The organism is Shewanella sp. Actino-trap-3, from assembly GCF_002836275.1.
Lineage (GTDB): Bacteria > Pseudomonadota > Gammaproteobacteria > Enterobacterales > Shewanellaceae > Shewanella > Shewanella psychromarinicola.
Genome location: NZ_PJCE01000001.1, coordinates 2,532,057 through 2,549,960, shown reverse-complemented (window position 1 = coordinate 2,549,960; position 17,904 = coordinate 2,532,057). Strand labels below are relative to the sequence as shown.

Annotated in this window: 12 protein-coding genes, 1 pseudogene and 1 riboswitch; of the genes and pseudogenes, 9 read left to right on the top strand and 4 right to left on the bottom strand. The window is 42.1% G+C overall.

The annotated features are described in order from the left end of the window. Positions 1-26: 26 nt before the first annotated feature. Positions 27-269: a YgjV family protein gene (locus tag CXF80_RS10825; protein ID WP_101032880.1), complete on the top strand. Its 243-nt coding sequence runs from the start codon at positions 27-29 to the stop codon at positions 267-269. A gap of 423 nt (positions 270-692) precedes the next feature. Next, positions 693-1,051: pseudogene (locus tag CXF80_RS20780) on the top strand (catalase). 665 nt (positions 1,052-1,716) lie between these two features. Here the strand turns inward: CXF80_RS20780 and CXF80_RS10815 are convergent. Beyond that, on the bottom strand, positions 1,717-3,198 hold the full coding sequence (locus tag CXF80_RS10815; RefSeq protein WP_101032879.1) for a CYTH domain-containing protein: 1,482 nt from the start codon (positions 3,196-3,198) through the stop codon (positions 1,717-1,719). Between the two features lie 236 nt (positions 3,199-3,434). Between CXF80_RS10815 and CXF80_RS10810 the strand changes: the two genes are divergently transcribed. The 4 genes from CXF80_RS10810 to putA all read left to right on the top strand — a co-directional run bounded on the left by CXF80_RS10810 (position 3,435) and on the right by putA (position 9,722). After that, a complete protein-coding gene (locus CXF80_RS10810; RefSeq protein ID WP_101032878.1) occupies positions 3,435-4,115 on the top strand; it encodes a TIGR00153 family protein in 681 nt (226 codons plus the stop codon). A 25-nt stretch (positions 4,116-4,140) separates the two neighbouring features. Beyond that, positions 4,141-5,409 carry an inorganic phosphate transporter gene (locus CXF80_RS10805; RefSeq protein ID WP_101032877.1) on the top strand — a complete coding sequence of 423 codons (1,269 nt, stop codon included), beginning with the start codon at positions 4,141-4,143 and terminating at the stop codon, positions 5,407-5,409. 139 nt (positions 5,410-5,548) lie between these two features. Further along, positions 5,549-6,130 (top strand): TIGR04211 family SH3 domain-containing protein, encoded by a 582-nt coding sequence (locus CXF80_RS10800; RefSeq protein WP_101032876.1) that lies wholly within the window; start codon positions 5,549-5,551, stop codon positions 6,128-6,130. Between the two features lie 397 nt (positions 6,131-6,527). Then, a complete protein-coding gene (gene putA, locus CXF80_RS10795) occupies positions 6,528-9,722 on the top strand; it encodes a bifunctional proline dehydrogenase/L-glutamate gamma-semialdehyde dehydrogenase PutA (protein WP_198554754.1) in 3,195 nt (1,064 codons plus the stop codon). 177 nt (positions 9,723-9,899) lie between these two features. On the opposite strand, the gene CXF80_RS10790 is transcribed toward putA, so the two are convergent. Next, positions 9,900-10,199: a hypothetical protein gene (locus CXF80_RS10790; RefSeq protein ID WP_101032874.1), complete on the bottom strand. Its 300-nt coding sequence runs from the start codon at positions 10,197-10,199 to the stop codon at positions 9,900-9,902. A 548-nt stretch (positions 10,200-10,747) separates the two neighbouring features. Here CXF80_RS10790 and CXF80_RS10785 point away from each other — a divergent pair. Together CXF80_RS10785 and CXF80_RS10780 are read left to right on the top strand one after the other, a co-directional pair. Beyond that, complete coding sequence (locus CXF80_RS10785) at positions 10,748-12,091, top strand: Na+/H+ antiporter NhaC family protein (RefSeq protein ID WP_101032873.1); 1,344 nt, start codon at positions 10,748-10,750, stop codon at positions 12,089-12,091. 476 nt (positions 12,092-12,567) lie between these two features. Beyond that, positions 12,568-13,275 carry a 23S rRNA pseudouridine(2604) synthase RluF gene (locus tag CXF80_RS10780; protein WP_198554824.1) on the top strand — a complete coding sequence of 236 codons (708 nt, stop codon included), beginning with the start codon at positions 12,568-12,570 and terminating at the stop codon, positions 13,273-13,275. Between the two features lie 19 nt (positions 13,276-13,294). Here CXF80_RS10780 and CXF80_RS10775 read toward each other — a convergent pair whose 3' ends face one another. Then, positions 13,295-15,451 carry a S46 family peptidase gene (locus CXF80_RS10775; protein WP_101032871.1) on the bottom strand — a complete coding sequence of 719 codons (2,157 nt, stop codon included), beginning with the start codon at positions 15,449-15,451 and terminating at the stop codon, positions 13,295-13,297. A 220-nt stretch (positions 15,452-15,671) separates the two neighbouring features. Continuing rightward, the gene (locus tag CXF80_RS10770) at positions 15,672-16,874 is read right to left on the bottom strand and encodes an aromatic amino acid transport family protein (protein WP_101032870.1); all 1,203 of its coding nucleotides are present in this window, start codon (positions 16,872-16,874) and stop codon (positions 15,672-15,674) included. Positions 16,875-17,132: 258 nt separating this feature from the next. Next, a riboswitch (yybP-ykoY riboswitch) is annotated at positions 17,133-17,244 on the top strand. A gap of 95 nt (positions 17,245-17,339) precedes the next feature. On the opposite strand from CXF80_RS10770, the gene CXF80_RS10765 reads away from it, so the two are divergent. Beyond that, on the top strand, positions 17,340-17,894 hold the full coding sequence (locus CXF80_RS10765) for a TMEM165/GDT1 family protein (RefSeq protein ID WP_101032869.1): 555 nt from the start codon (positions 17,340-17,342) through the stop codon (positions 17,892-17,894). Positions 17,895-17,904 lie beyond the last annotated feature (10 nt).

Here is a 17,904-nt window from a genome sequence, read left to right as displayed (position 1 = left end):
TCAGCATCGTAATATAAGGAAAATCCATGGACAATATTAACCCTTGGGAATGGGTCGGCTACTTAGCTTCGGTCGTTGTTGCTATTTCCTTGATGATGGCGAACATCAAAAAATTACGCTGGTGGAACTTAATTGGTGCTGGATTATTTGTGGCTTACGGCCTGGCCATTGATGCATTACCCGTTGCTTTGGTTAATTTTTTTATTGTGTTAATTGATGCCTATTATTTGATTAAGTTATACCGTAAACCAACCCCGCCCACAGACTAATCATTCCTTTACTCAATGATTTAATATCAAAAAGGTAAACTGACAACTTTGGCTTTTTTATTGTCATTACACTATTTCTTGGATTAATTTAAATAGTTTTAATCGCTTTTAACGTATTTGGCTATCTATTTTAATCATTATAATTAATCCTCTTGCGCTTCTATAATGTGTCCATCAAATGGTGGTTTGGAGTAGGAGTATTCATATGGCAACCGTTTATGACTTAATTGAACAGTGGTTAGCCGACCGCGCATAAAGAACAATAAATAACTCAAGTTAATTATTTAACCAGTCAAAACGGTGTCTCGTGGCAGATGTGTAAAACGCAATCTCTGCTGGCGAAGGTGGTCCACGACGTTGACAAAATTGGTATTTAATACAAACGCTAGCTCATTTAACGGTGAGTAGATTGCTGAGCTTGTCGTGCATGCCAAAGGTACTGGTGTCTATGGCAGGTTTATCTTAACCGATGATTTAAGTGAACTTACTATCGCAGATCACTTTAATTGTGTCGGTAAACAGACTGAAATATTTATGCGTTTATCTATAATAGGAGCTGAGAAGGGGCTCGCGATGGATTATGCGATCCTCGTGATTTTGGACTACGTTTCTATACTGCTTGTGGTACCACGATATTGTCACTAATAACATCCCGATATTATTTATTCGTGATGGTATTGCTTATTCGTGATGGTATTGAGTTTCCTGACTTTATCTATGCTCAAAAACGTCACCCACCCATTTTAAAGAGCCACAAACCATGTGGGACTTTTAGCTCCTAACCCAGAGTCGATGGCTCAAGTGACGATATTGATGTCAGGCCGTGGAATGGCATGCGGCTAAGGCAATAACCATAAAGTGCAATCGTTATGGCGTGATAGCAATGGCTTTATTTTCGTCGTCAGACCGTTGGCGGTGCGAGTGTAAATGATGGTCCTCGCAGCGTTGCCCACCGACTGAAGTGACTCAGTACGAAGCGCCGTTATTACGTTTAGATGATGAAGCCTCGCGTTACAATCGTTATTACCAAGATGACGTCACTCAAGCGGGTAATCTTTAGCGCCTCTGTAACGGTAGTGAAGCAGATAAAAATCGTTGAGTGGAAACGCTAGCCGGCATCGTAAGTAAGACTATCTTAGATGTTCAGTAAAAGAGAGTGGGATCATTTCACTACAGCGGAGATAGAGCAACGCAGGATCCGTTGCCGAATAACACTATGCCGTTAAGTCTTCGCCTTGATTAAAGCAATTTGAATTCCCGCTGCATAACCAGATAATTAATACGATTGGTATTAAACAGGCTTTAGCCAAATTATAGCCATTTAGCTAAGCAATAGGCGACCATTTATACCTAAATGCTATAAATTGGTCGTCTATAAAAAAAACGATATTAATCATTCTCTTACTGTTTTGCTCACAATCATTTGCTGACGCAATAATGTGTTAACTTACCAATATATAGGCACTTTTAGGGCACTTTTACGTGACTGCTCCATGGCAAACAATAAACTGGTTTCTTTATTGTCTAACCAGGTTTCAATATTAAGTTGATGCTGCTCACTAAGGAACCTTAATATTTTATACGCAGATAGCGTGCTGATCCCCAACGCTAAGTCTTGCCACGGTGCACGAAAAGCCTCGCGCTTTTTGGCTTGGTACATTTCTCCATAAGCAAAGCCAACTAAGATACTTTCATCCAGTGCGTCTGCAACGTGTTGGTAATCTACGCTATTCATTTCAGATGTTATCGGCATTAATTTGCCAATACGTTTCCATGAGGCTTGTTGTAATTGGTTAGCAAACAAGCCCTGTTCTGGATAATTGCCCCATTGATGTTGACCACTTTCAGTGGTTAATAACAAATCGACTAAGGCCAATTGTAATTGACCATACTCAGGTTGTTGCCATATGGAGGCTAATTGAGTTGAAATAGACATCGAGCTGATATGGTTTTCTAGTCGTTGGCACACGAGAGGTTTATTATTGATGTTGGCAAGAAGTTTTGCGTCGTCTTGCAACAATAAGCAACAGCTTTGCAGTGGACTAACAAATGTTAGCGCCTGTTCAAGATGATCAAATAATGGGCTAGTGTGCTGATTGAGTAAACCAAATTGATCTAGGGTGAGCCTGAGTAAGCGCACACAACGACGTAATTCACCCCATAATGCTGACTGTTGTTCGTCGTCATTAGAGACCGTTAACATATTTTCAATCAGTTGCCAGCGCTCAAGCCCCGTTTCTAGTATGGCGCTAAGGGTTTGCTGTAAATTATTACTCTTTGACAACGAGATGTAATCAATATTCTCGAGGGTGACGGGTTTTGATTTACCCGCAAGCTGGTAACCTCGCTGAGCTTTACTGGCCTTACCTAACCGCAAGGGCACTGATTTAGCCACTTCAATTGCCAATTCTATTAAGGCTGAAGTATCACCTGCAAGTAATTCAAATTCTAGCTCGCATATGGGATCAAGGTTATTTTTTGCAATGATTTCACCCACATCTAATGCGACCTCAACGAGGCTGTTATTGAGGTAAATATGCCAGGTTTGGCGGTTGAAATTAGTTTCAAAAATACACCCGAGTGATGCGGAGATGTTGTCGATATTATATCCTACCGGCCAAATTTTATTTGGGAAACGTGACAGGATCGGTATTTTTTGATCTATGTTGACATTATATTCGGGACGAGAGTGGATCCCTCCTACGACCCTACCTGCTGTTTTTATGGTCTGTTCGAGTTGGTTATCAAAACCTCTTACGCGTAAGCCCATATCCCAACGACGCAACTGTAAATCGTCTGTATCGAAATATCCGTTGGTGAGGTTTTTCTGGCCTTGAGGGGTCGAATTAGGGTAGTCATTCAATATTTTTTTTAATAAATCATGGTGTTGTGCTTGAATGAATAGTTTTAACTCTATTTCTGCGTCCATTGACTTTATGTTTGCCTTGTCATCAAATGTTCATTAATGCGTCATATTATCTTCATAATGTCACATTGCTGTAATAAAATTATCTTAGTATAGCGTTGCTCGCATCATATATACTGAGTAACGATAACAGAGAAACTGTCGTACGAAATTAAAAAACACAGTTTCATTATGTGTACGCTTGGGTTAACATGCGCCCGCTTTTTCCAAATTGGAATTTATTAAATAGGTAAACGGCAATGCCAGTAAACTCTATTTTAGGTGTGTTTGCAAAATCACCTCTTAAGCCTTTAGAACAGCATATCGACAAAGTACATGAGTGTGCATCACTTCTTGTTCCTTTCTTTGACGCAACTATCTCAGGTGACTGGGATGAAGCGATAAAGATACGCAAAAAAATTAGTTTGCTGGAAAAAGATGCTGACTCACTTAAACGTGAAATTCGCCTGACTCTTCCTGGTGGATTATTTATGCCTGTTGAACGGACTGACTTGCTTGAGTTATTAACTCAACAGGACAAAATCGCCAACAAGGCAAAAGATATCTCTGGCCGTATTATTGGCCGTCAATTAGTCCTTCCTCAGCCTATGCAAAAAGCTTTTGGTGCTTATCTACAACGTTGTTTAGATGCGGTATCACTTGCTAAGCAGGCTATTAACGAACTCGATGATTTGCTCGAAACCGGTTTCCGGGGTCGTCAAGTTGAGTTAGTTGCCAAAATGATCAATGAATTAGATCTTATCGAAGGCGATTCTGATGACTTACAAATTCAATTGCGTCGTCAATTGTTTGCATTAGAAGCTGAATTGAATCCGATTGATGTAATGTTCATGTATAAAATTATCGAATGGGTTGGAGGTTTAGCAGATCTTGCTGAGTGTGTCGGTTCCCGCCTAGAGCTAATGCTAGCTCGTAACTAATTACAAAGGTTATCAAGGAAACAAAATGGTTGATGTATTAGTCACCAATGGCCCTATGCTTATTATGATAGCGGCTGCATTCGGATTTTTAATGGCATGGGGTATTGGTGCAAACGACGTAGCCAATGCAATGGGGACCTCTGTAGGTTCTAATGCCATTACTATTAAACAAGCGATTATTATTGCAATGATCTTTGAGTTCACCGGTGCATTTTTAGCCGGTGGTGAAGTCACAAGTACTATTCGTAAAGGTATTATCGACGCCAGTTATTTTACTGACGTACCAGAGTTATTGGTATACGGCATGATTGCCTCATTACTTGCTGCAGGTATTTGGTTAGTGGTAGCGTCAGCGTTAGGCTGGCCCGTTTCTACAACCCATTCTATTATTGGCGCGATTGTCGGTTTTGCCGCAGTGGGTGTCAATGCCGACGCTGTTGAATGGGGTAAGGTTGGCGGTATTATTGGCTCTTGGGTTGTGACACCCGCAATTTCGGGTTTTATTGCTTATATCATTTTCCAAAGTGTGCAAAAACTGATTTTTGACACCGATGATCCGTTGGGAAATGCTAAGCGTTATGTGCCTTTTTACATGGCATTAGCCGGTTTTGTGATGTCTCTTGTGACCATTACCAAAGGTTTAAAGCATGTAGGCATCAATTTTTCAACCGTAGAAGCTTATCTTTTAGCGGCGGCTGTTGCGGCCGTAGTTGGTCTTTTGGGTAAAGTGGCCATTAGCCGTTTAAAAATGAGCGACAAAGCTGACCGTCAAACTCAGTATGGTAATGTTGAAAAAGTCTTCGCCATTTTAATGGTTGTAACTGCATGTTGTATGGCATTTGCACATGGTTCAAACGACGTTGCTAACGCGATTGGTCCATTAGCTGCAGTGGTTTCTGTGGTTGAAAGTGGCGGTGTTATTGGTGCTGAAGCTGTTCTAGCATGGTGGATTTTACCATTAGGCGCAGTGGGTATTGTGTTGGGGTTGGCTATTTTTGGTCAGCGTGTGATGAAAACCATTGGTAAAAACATCACCCATTTAACGCCAAGCCGTGGTTTTGCTGCTGAATTAGCTGCCGCATCGACTGTGGTTATTGCTTCTGGTACCGGTTTACCTATTTCGACAACACAAACCTTAGTGGGCGCAGTGTTGGGTGTGGGCATGGCGCGTGGTATCGCGGCAATCAATATTGGTGTGGTGCGTAACATTGTTGTGTCTTGGGTTATTACCCTGCCAGCAGGTGCTGCATTATCTATTGTGTTCTTCTTCATTATTAAGAGCATCTTTAGTTAATTTAGCCAAGACCCAACCAAGTATTAACAGAAGTGTGAGTGCGAATGCATTTAAGAAGGAAGTCATATGACTTCCTTCTTGCATTCAGAGCATTTAATAAATAGCATGACAATAAGTTTTCTGAGTTTGGATAAATACCGTGTTAAGAGTACTTTCAATCCTTATATTTTTACTTGCGCCAAGTGGCGTATTTGCGGCCCAAGCACCAACGCGTTTTATTTCTGATGATGTGTATACGTTTATTCATGGTGGACCGGGTACAGAATTTCGTATTCTTGGTAGCGTAGAAGCGGGTCAACCGATCACGTTATTGGATAATACCGATGGTGATTTCACTCAAATTATTGATCATAAAGGTCGAGAAGGCTGGGTATTAACCAGTTTAGTGACCGATCAGCCTAGTTTTCGTGAACGTTTTCCAGAGATGGAAGCCCAACTGAAGCAAGCCAATGAGCAATTAAATAAAATTACTCAAAATACTGACAATACTGAAGAATATTTAATTCTGGCTAACGAAAAGGTGACTGAATTAAACGCTGCATTAACGATAGCTGTTAAACAGCGAGATGAAGCCGAGTTAAAAGTGCAGCACGGGGTTGATAATCGTCGTTATCAAATGTGGCAACAAGGTGGCTTGATTGGCGGTATGGGTGCATTGATTGGTATTATATTAGTGTACTTACCGCGTCCGCAGCGTCGTAAAAATAGTCGTTGGATGTAATCATATCCGTTGATGATGAGCTTCTATAGAATCAAATCATCTTTTATGCGATTAATATCCTTGCTAAAAAGCCAACTATTCAAACGTTGGCTTTTTTTATTTCATTTTTTTCTATAAGAGTCATTCATTTTTTTATTATGTTAAATATATATTAATTGTTACTTAACAAGCTGTTAAAAACCTTTATCTGTTAACTTTCACGCCTTATCACATTGCGCACGGATAATGCAGTGATAAAAATCAAACAATTGTTGGCAATTTTTTAACTATAGTGTCCAAGTTCACATTTTGAAGGTATAATCGCCGAAAAATAGATCGTACATTGTATACAACATAAAATATTTATGAATACTGTATTCATTTAATAGCCACAACAACCATCCTTAATCTGACCTAGATGGAATCGAATACTATGTTCAAAGCGAGTGAAGTACTGGAAGGCCGCTATGACAATGCCACTCTTGATGAGTTATTTAAAGCCATTACTGATAACTATATTGTCGATGAAGAGCAATACCTATCTGAATTAATCAAGTTAGTGCCTTCGTCTGATACAGACATTGAGCAAGTCACTCGTCGCGCTCACGAACTCGTTAGCAAAGTACGTCAGTTTGAGAAAAAAGGTTTAATGGTAGGGGTTGATGCCTTTTTACAACAATACAGTTTAGAAACACAAGAAGGGATTATCCTAATGTGTTTAGCTGAAGCTCTGTTGCGCATTCCTGATGCTGAAACTGCCGATGCGTTAATAGAAGATAAGCTGTCTGGGGCTAAGTGGGATGTACACCTTAACAAAAGTGGTTCACTACTGGTTAATGCCTCAACGTGGGGGTTAATGCTTACCGGAAGAATCGTTAAGTTAGATCGTAACATTGACGGTACACCGAGTAACTTGCTTAAGCGTCTCGTTAACCGCGTTGGCGAGCCTGTGATCCGTCAAGCGATGTTAGCTGCGATGAAGATTATGGGTAAGCAGTTTGTATTAGGGCGTAATGTCAAAGAAGCGCTCAAAAATAGCGAAGCTAAGCGTAAGTTAGGTTATACCCACAGTTATGACATGCTTGGTGAGGCAGCTTTAACGGCCAGTGATGCGCAAAAATACTTCATCGATTACAGTAACGCTATCGGTGATTTAGGCGCGCAGCAATTTGATGAGTCTGACGCTCCACGGCCAACAATTTCAATTAAACTGTCAGCATTGCATCCTCGTTATGAAGTCGCCAATGAAGATCGCGTATTAACCGAACTGTACGACACTGTCATTAAGCTGATTGTTCAAGCCCGTGAGCTGAAGATTGGTATTTCAATTGATGCCGAAGAAATGGATCGTCTTGAACTATCGTTAACATTGTTCAAGAAATTGTATCAGTCAGATGCTGCCAAAGGGTGGGGCTTACTGGGTATTGTGGTGCAGGCCTACTCGAAGCGCTGCTTACCTGTTTTATGCTGGGTGACTCGTCTTGCAAAAGATCAAGGTGATGAAATTCCATTACGTTTAGTAAAAGGTGCGTATTGGGATAGTGAGCTTAAATGGGCTCAGCAAGCGGGTGACGGGGGGTATCCTTTATTTACTCGTAAAGCGAGCACTGATGTGTCTTATTTGGCCTGTGCACGCTTCTTACTATCAGATGCCACTCGCGGTGCTATTTACCCGCAATTTGCTACTCATAACGCGCAAACGGTAGCCAGTATTAATGCCATGGCCGGCGATCGCCTTTATGAGTACCAACGCTTACATGGTATGGGGCAAGAATTGTACGACACCATTTTATCTGAAAGTGGTGCTAAAGCCGTGCGTATTTATGCGCCAATCGGTGCCCATAAAGACTTGCTGCCTTACTTGGTCCGTCGCTTACTTGAAAACGGTGCGAATACCTCATTTGTGCACAAGTTAGTAGACCCACATACCCCTATTGAAAGCTTAGTGGTTCACCCATTAGTGACCTTACAAGGTTATAAAACCTTAGCTAATCAAAAAATTGTGCAGCCAGCAGATATTTTTGGTGCAGAACGTAAAAACTCTAAAGGACTAAACATGAACATTATTTCTGAATCAGAGCCATTTTTTGCTGCATTAGAAACGTACAGTGCCACTCAGTGGACTGCGGGTCCGCTGGTTAACGGTCAGACCTTAACGGGTGATGTACAAACGGTAGTGAGTCCTTTTGATACTTCATTAACGGTAGGCACAGTGGCGTTTGCTGATGCTAAAGCAATAGAGCAAGCGGTCGCGGGTGCTGATGCCGCTTTTGGCCGTTGGGCGCGGACTCCGGTTGAGACTCGTGCCAATGCACTGCAAAAACTAGCCGATTTACTGGAAGAAAACCGAGAAGAGCTGATTGTGTTGTGTACCCGTGAAGCGGGCAAGAGCATTCAAGACGGTATCGATGAAGTACGTGAAGCGGTCGATTTCTGTCGTTACTACGCCGTGCAAGCGAAGAAAATGATGGCTAAGCCTGAATTACTTCCTGGCCCAACAGGTGAGCTTAATGAGTTGTTTTTACAAGGTCGCGGAATTTTTGTTTGTATTAGTCCATGGAACTTCCCGTTAGCGATTTTCATCGGCCAAGTATCAGCGGCGTTAGCCGCGGGTAATACCGTGATTGCCAAGCCAGCTGAACAAACCTGCTTAGTGGGTTATCGTGCCGTGCAGCTTGCTCATCAAGCGGGGATCCCTAAAGATGTATTGCAGTTCTTACCCGGTACGGGAGCTGTTGTCGGTTCTGCCTTAACGGCTGATGAGCGTATTGGCGGTGTGTGTTTTACCGGGTCTACAGGTACAGCAAAGCTTATCAACCGTACCTTAGCCAACCGTGATGGCGCCATTATCCCATTAATCGCTGAAACCGGTGGTCAAAATGCCATGGTGGTTGACTCAACGTCACAGCCTGAACAAGTGGTAAATGATGTAGTTTCTTCATCATTTACCAGTGCTGGTCAACGTTGTTCAGCACTGCGAGTGTTGTTTTTACAAGAAGATATTGCCGATAGGGTGATTGAAGTGATGAAAGGTGCAATGGAGCAATTGATCATTGGCGATCCTAGCTTCGTTAAGACGGACGTGGGCCCAGTGATTGATGCAACAGCTAAAGCAAACTTGAATGCCCATATTGACCATATCAGCCAAGTAGGTAAGTTAATTAATAAACTTGAGTTACCAGCGGGTACTGAGAAGGGTCACTTTGTAGCCCCAACCGCGGTTGAAATCGATTCGATAAAGATGCTAGAAAAAGAGCATTTTGGGCCTATTTTGCATGTAATCCGTTATAAGGCTGCTGATTTAGGCAAAGTGATTGACGAAATCAATAGCACTGGGTTTGGGTTAACATTAGGGATCCACAGCCGTAATGAAGGCCATGCGCTTAATCTAGCCGATAAAGTGAATGTCGGTAACGTGTACATTAATCGTAACCAAATTGGTGCCGTAGTGGGTGTGCAGCCATTTGGTGGTCAAGGGTTATCAGGTACAGGTCCTAAAGCCGGTGGTCCACATTACTTAACCCGTTTTGTGACTGAAAAAACTCGTACCAACAACATTACCGCTCTTGGTGGTAATGCAACATTGCTATCGTTAGGCGACACTGACGAGTAAGGTAATGTGTTTTATCTTTTAAGCCCACTTATGTGGGTTTTTTTATGCCACTAATTGGACGGTTCGCTTTTACGCTTATTGACAGCAAGAGGAGTAAATTCAGAGCCGTATTAATATGTCTTCCCTAAAAATAAGTGAGGCGTTCAGAGTTGCATACAGAGTTTCATACAGAGTTGCTTACTGAGTTACAAGAACGGGTGACAGTTGAATATGATTGCGTTTTAATCCTCGGCCGACGTTTTGGCATAATTTACCAAAGCGGCTGATATCACCTAAAGAGGGCATAACGCCCTGTGCGATTGCCGCTTCCCAGAAGGTGACCTCAGAATCGATAAGATCTAATAGTTTTTTTGGGCAACCCACACAACTGTTAGCGGGCCCACAGCGAAAGAGATCAGGGGAGTCTAATGGGAAGGTTTGTTTTACTTGGGCAATGAGTTGTTTCATTGCAGTGATCCGATCGGGTTTATGGGTCATATTTCACCTACGCTGAATACCCTGCACATTTATCCTTGTACTATTTAGACAAGGCCATAATGCGATGGTATAAATGTGTGAATGCTTATATAGAATAGCAAATCGACATTAGGTTAATACTAACGTAAATCAATTTTTACTTTAAAAAGGGGTGACAAATCGATAAGTTGATCAGGGCTTATGGTTCTTTCGTGATCCCAATTTATTCGAGATAAATAGTGTGGCTCTTTAGATAAACCCGCCTGGTATCAAATCGCCACAAACTGCTGCAAAATTGATCACGAAAGATCAACAGACTCTATATTTATGTAAATTATTTGTAGCATTTTTCAGATTTAAGAATTAAATACGCCAAAATAAAGGAAGTCTAGACGTCTATATTGACAGTGGTGAAGAGTTCTCTTATTCTTGGCACAACTTGTTTTGATATGACTGCAATATATAGCAGCGTTGAACATTTTGTTAAATATTCATTGATGATCGAGATTGAGTCGTACTCGCTTTTCTCATCCGCCAATCCCTATTCGTTAAGATAAAGAGAGACCACTTTGACTAAAGCTACTTCATCAGCCACCTCGGCAGTAAACAGCCCGGCATCGTTTGTGGCATTATTGCCACTTTTTTTGTTTTTAGGATTGTTTATTGGTGCAGGCTTATATTTTCAAAGTCAGGGTGTTGATTATGCGTTCTACCAATTACCCAGTGTTATTGCCATTTTACCTGCCATTGTATTGGCAATATTGTTGTCAAAGCAGCAAATCAATAGTGCGATAGAAACCTTTATTGAAGGTATTGGCCACAGTAATATTATTGCTATGTGTTTAATTTATTTATTGGCTGGTGCATTTGCTGCTGTTGCAAAAGCAACTGGCGGCGTTGATGCGACGGTGGCACTCGGTTTATCGTTTATTCCATCCAATTTATTATTGCCTGGTTTTTTTGTTATAGCCGCTTTTATTGCAACATCGATGGGGACGTCGATGGGCACCATTGCTGCCGTTGCGCCGGTGGCGTTAGGGGTCGCTGATCAAGCTCATATTGACTATGCCATAATGGCGGGTGCAGTAATGTCTGGTGCGTTATTTGGTGACAATTTATCGATTATTTCAGATACCACGATTGCGGCAACGCGAACTCAGGGCTGTGAAATGAAAGATAAATTTCGTGAGAACTTAGTGTTTGCTATCCCTGCGTCGATCCTCACCTTGATTGCTTTTTCATTTGTCGGTCAAGGGCAAGCAGATATTGTTGCTCAGGATATTGAAATCTTAAAAGTACTACCGTATTTAACCATTCTAGTGTTAGCGGTTGTCGGCTTAAACGTATTTGTGGTGCTGTCATTAGGGATAGTATTAGCCGGCGTGACAGGCGTGTTAAGTTCTCACTATACCTTTATCCAATTTGGTAATGACATTTACACCGGTTTTACCAATATGCAGGAGATTTTTATTCTGTCGATGTTAGTCGGTGGTTTAGCGGCACTAATGCAGCAGCAGGGTGGACTAACGTTTGTCAGCAAGCAGATTGAACGTCTAATCAAACGTTTTTCAAAAGCGAATGGCGAAGCATCAAGCCGTGCGGCAGAGTTAGGCATGGCCGCGATTGTTGCCGCTACCAATACATGTGTAGCTAACAATACTGTGTCGATTGTGGTGACGGGTGATATCGCCAAGGAGCTAGCCGAAAAGCATGGGGTTTCCCCCAAACGAGCGGCCAGTATTCTCGATATTTTTGCTTGTATTATTCAGGGATTAATTCCACATGGCGCCCAAGCACTATTAATTGCCTCTGTGTTTACCATTAGTCCATTAGTCGCAGTGTCTAATGCTTGGTATTGTATGATTTTGGCCGTCATGGCAGTGATTATTGTGATATTTCGTAAACGAGTCTAAATCGGTTATATGATCAATCATGACTTGCTTACCCAGTTTAAGTGGCGACGAATGTAGCTATTTTACGATAATCAAGTAATAGCCAATCAGTAATGATTGGCTATTACTGTTCTTGGTTCTTGGATATTGGTCATTACTTTTGGGTTTTCCGGGTTAACATGCCCATGCCTGTTTTTGCTTAAGTATCGACCCGTGACCGAGGAGTGTCTGCAATCATGATTGACACTTAATGATTGTGTTCATGTCATTGATGCTATTGGATTAGCGTCAGTTGGATTTTGCCAATTGTTTGATAAATTTTTACCTATGTTGTGTCATCGGCTATATGGTCATTAACCCAGGTGAATATTTTATGCTGCATCTGCCTCGGGTTAAGCATGCTAATAACAATTAACACGTAACAAACTAATGTGGACCTATTTCTCGGAACCCGTTATTTTATGTCCATTCTTGCTTGAGTATTGTCCATGACATCGATGCGATTAAGTCATTATTTAGCTGTGTGTGGCGTGGCATCAAGACGGCAAGCTGCGCGACTTATCGATAGTGGTCGAGTGAGTCTTAATCATCAATTAGCCAAGCATACTGATTGCATTAACCCCGCAGAAGCGGTGACGGTTTTGGTGGATGGTAAACCCATTTTGCCCGTGCAAGATAAACAGTATTGGCTGTACCATAAGCCTGTTGGCGTTGATTGCCGCTTATTAGCTAATGATCCCCATAGTCTGCTCCATTTATTACCCGAGTCACCCAGGCTGTATCCTGCAGGGCGTTTAGATAAAAATTCTCGCGGATTATTACTGCTCACTAATGATGGCCAATTGACTCAAGCGTTAATGCATCCCGATTTTTATCATCCAAAGACTTATGTCGTCCAAGTGGATAAGCCTATCAGCGCAGAATTTTTATTGATGATGGCGCAAGGCGTGCAATATGGGCAAGTGCAAACTCGACCGTGTGACATTCGGCGATGGAGCTCTGAGGCGGATGAAGACAGATTTGAGATCGTATTAACCCAAGGATTAAATCGGCAGATTAGGCGTATGTGTCAGGCGTTGAGCTATAAAGTGATTGATTTAATGCGTACCCAGTTGCTGGATGTGTGTCTTGCTGAATTAGCAGAAAAAACAATGCGGCCATTAACGGCCGCAGAGTTATTGAGTCTTAAATGCGCAGTAAGCTGAGCATTTTGTTAAACAATGATTATTTAACAATGTCCATTTCAGCTAATAAATTGTCAGCATGATCTAAGTACTGCATTACCCAGAGCATATAACGGCTGTCAACTTGGATGGAACGATTGCTTTGAGCGTCGTATCCCCAGTCACCAATGATACTTTCGTACACACCGTCAAACAGCAAACCGACTAATTCAGCGCGGCCGTTTAAGGTGGGTGATCCTGAGTTACCGCCGGTTGTATCAAGGGTCGATAAAAAATTAACCGGGACTGAGTCAATGGCTTTGACATAATAATCGCCGTATTGCTTTTGCTTAATCAGCTCAAGCTGTTTTGCTGGTGCATCAAATGGGTCAACTCCAGTATCTTTGGCTAAAATGCCTTCTAAACGGGTAAAAGGGATTGCCACTAGGCCATCTTGTGGTGAGTAACCTTTAACATTACCCACGGTAACCCGCAGGCTTGAGTTTGCATCGGCATAAACCGGTTTACCTTGCTCGCGGTTATAGGCAATGATCGCGTCCATATATTGTGGACGCACTTTCATTAAGTCACCTTGCAATTGTTTTTGCTGTTTTTCTAGCGCCATGTCGGCAGCGTAGGTTTGAACCGCAAATTGAATGAATGGGTCGTTAGAGGCTTTAAAGTCGGCAACCGATTTGTTCATCCATGCTAAGCGAGTTTCTTTGTTGTTTAGCTTGGTGTTGGCGTACATTTTATCCAATGTGTTCGCTAACGCTTTAGCATCAAATTTTTTGCTAATACCAAAGGCTTTATCTAAAGAGGCTAAATGCTGCTCTGCAGGTAATGCGGCATAGCGCGTCAGTAAATCGGCTAGCAGGGCTTTATCGACACTCGCTGCATAACGGCGATCAATACGTTCCATGCTTGAGGTAAAGTTGGTCATGTCACGTTCTTGGTAACCTGGTTCACGAGCCATATCAGCTAAGGTTTTCTCATTGGCTAAGCGATACAAATCACGTGCGGTGGTGACCATAGTGGTGTAACCGATATAACCTAATAAAGTGTCTCTTTGCTGATTTTGCTGACTCTTAGCAACCAGTTTTTCTAAGCTTGATAGTGTTTCGCCATATTGCTGTTGGCGCTTTTTATCTTTGCCGATCCAGTTTGCTAAATCGCTCTCTATTTTCTCACGATCAGCGAGCATGGTTGATTTACCATAATACTCAATCATCGAGGTAAAATTTTTGGCATAATTGGCTAAACCAGCAATCAAGCTTTCGTATTTAATCCGCTCGTCGCTGCCTTCTGGCGCGGTTTCTTTGATGATCTCAATCATGCGATCTTGCAGGACTTTCCCTTCAGGATAAGCCCACTCAAACTGATTATTAACTTCATCGGCAGTGCGGTAGCGGTTAGTACTGCCTGGGTAACCGGCAACCATCACAAAGTCGCCATCGCTAACGCCCTTAGCGGATACTTTTAAAAAGCTTTTTGGCTCGTACGGTACGTTGTCTTTGCTAAAATCGGCAGGCTTTCCGTCTTTAGATACATATGCCCGATAAAATGAGAAGTCACCAGTATGGCGTGGCCACATCCAGTTATCGATATCGCCGCCGTATTTACCTACGCTAGCCGCTGGATTGTAAGCTAAACGCACGTCACGAATTTCTAGCTGCTTAACCAGATAATATTCTAAGCCACCATGGAAGCTATAAACTTGGCAGCGGTAACCGTCTTCTTTTTCACACTCTGCCACTAAGGCTTTTTCTTGCTGTTCTATGCCTTGGTAAAAATCATTACCCACCTTATCCATTTGGTTTGCTTTAACGTTATCGGTAACATTGGTGACCGCTTCAGTCACAAAAATACGTGAACCCGGTGTAGCTGGCAGTTCTTCTGCGTAAGTTTTGGCTAAAAACCCGTCTTTAAGTAGGTTTTTTTCTGGGGTTGAGTTGTACTGAATTGAACCATAGGCACAGTGGTGATTGGTGACGACTAAGCCTTTTGGCGATACAAATGAAGCGGTACAACCACCAAGGCTGATCACGGCATTCATTGGAAATTCAGTTAATTTAGAGATTGATTCAGCGCTGATCTCTAAGCCTTTTTCCTTGAGTTCATCGGCCATCGCAGGTAGTTGATGTGGTTGCCACATACCTTCATCTGCCATAGCGCCAAAGCTGGCTGCTATTGCAACAGTTAATAACCATTTTTTCATTATATAATTCCGTTATTTTTTGGGGAGGAGGTGTTAGCGTGTGATGAATATTATGGCCAGTCATGTCTCATTCTTGTTTAATTCTTGTCTAATTGTGTTGGTCAATGTTATTAAAGCGTAAAACAAAAAAGTCAGGCTTAGCCTGACTTTAACAAATGTTTTATCATCTTAATAGGGTTTGTAAAACTCGCTTACAAATCCATTTTATGAGTTATATGGTTCAGGCTAATGCCACCATCAACTGGGCAACAACAATCAAGGTACCGAGTAAGCCCGCGATGATAAGTCCCAAACTGCCACCAGAGACTTGGTAGCCGCCCAATGGCTGTGAACGTTGCTTTAATGCCATTGCAATGGGTAAATAGATAATTATCACCACCAATGGAATAGCTGCAAAACCAAGGACGCTTAAAAAGCCATCTGGGTAGTAAAGTGCACACAATAGCGGTGGTATAAAGGTAATGAGCCATGTTTTAGCGCGACCTGAGGCATCATCCTTGGCTCGAGTGAGTTCGGCAACATAGTCAAACAAGCTCATGGTAACGCCTAAGAACGAAGTGATTAATGCAAGGTTAGCAAATAAATCAATGGCTTGGATTATAATTCTTGATTGAGCTAAGCTTTGTAAAGCTGCAACGAGTTTAGGCAGTGAACCACCAAAGCTATGGACGGTTTCGCCGCCTAAAGACCCTAAGGTCACTAACAACCACAGGATGTAGCAAACCAGTGGAATGCTCGAGCCGATCAATAACACTTTTCTGAGTGAAACGGCATCACCTTCTAAGTAGCGCACAATCGTCGCAATACACACATGGAAACCAAATGAGGTAAACACTACAGGAATGGCTGCTAGCCATAATTGTTGTAGCGCCGTGCCTGAAGCAACATCGGTTGAGTAATTGTTTAATGCACTGATTAAATTAACGTCTGGTAATAAAAATGCCACCACAATGACGAGTAACACCACCATAGAAGTAAATAAAATGCGTGATACTTTATCAATCCACTTCACGCCAATGGCAATTAATCCACCAAAAATAACCGTAAACAGTATGATGGCTACTTGGTTGCTCATGTTAATGCCGATGGGTTGTAAACGGGTTTCTAATAGCGATGACCCTCCCATCAGATACACCATGGTTAACGCAAATAATAAGCTCAGGAATGAACCACCTTGAATGAGCTGGCCGACTTTTCCCAGTGTTTTACCGGTAATGGCATGGACGTTATCGCCGACACCAGAGTGAAGATTAATTTCTAACATCAATAACGAGGTGTAAGCTGATAACCCCCAAATAACCACTAATAAGATTAATGCGGGGATCATACCCAAGGCTGCCGTTGCTAATGGTAGCGCTAACATGCCTCCCCCAATGGCCGTTCCAGCTACAATTGAAATAGAGCCTAACGTTTTAAAATTCACAGAAAATGTCCAGTCTAATTTTTATTTTATTTGTATCGGACATTAGCAGAAGGGTGACAGAGCAGGCAAGGATCTTTGACTGTTAAAGGCTAACAGCGGTGTTTGTAAACAATTACACAACAATAGACCAAACTTTTTTACACGTGATTTTTGCAATAGCGTAGCATTACGGCGTTACTGTTGGGGTGAGGTTATTTTTATGCCGAATTTACACTGTAAAATGAGTCCATTGAATAAAATTATTTAATCGTTATAATGCGAATTGTTTTAGGGGAGTAGCTAATCTTGTCTTGCTGTTATGGCACACAAGATGTCTGTATCAACATAATTGGCCTCACGCCATGGTGCAGACAGTAACACACTGTTAATCAGTGGTTTTACCAAGCGAGACCTAAGCACAGTAACTGCATCAAGGGGTATGCGGTGGCTCGTGCTTAGTTGTCATTTACCCCTAGGAATATCACATTGGAAGCTTTATTCGCCTCAACTCTTACTGTTGCCATCGCTGAAATAGGCGACAAAACTCAATTATTAGCCTTGCTGCTCGCGGTGAGATTTAGCAATAAAACCGCTATTATCTCAGGTATTTTACTCGCCACAATATTGAATCATTTCCTTGCTGCATGGCTTGGCCAGTGGGCAATTACTTGGATTGATCCACAATGGGCGACCTATCTGGTGGCCGGTTCATTTTTTGCTATTGCGTTATGGGTGCTTATACCCGATAAAATCGATGATGATGATAACCGTTTCTATCAACTCGGTGCTTTTACTGCGACGTTTATTTTGTTTTTTATTGCTGAAATAGGGGATAAAACTCAAATTGCCACTGTAGTCTTGGCGGCAAAATATCAATCACTCACCTGGGTTGTGATCGGCACGACATTGGGAATGTTGATTGCCAATGTCCCTGTTGTACTCGCTGGACATTTTAGTGCTAATAAATTACCCATGAAGCTTATTCATCGAGGTTGTGCTGTATTGTTTGCACTGCTTGGTGTGGCTACACTCATGTGGTAAATGGAGGTTT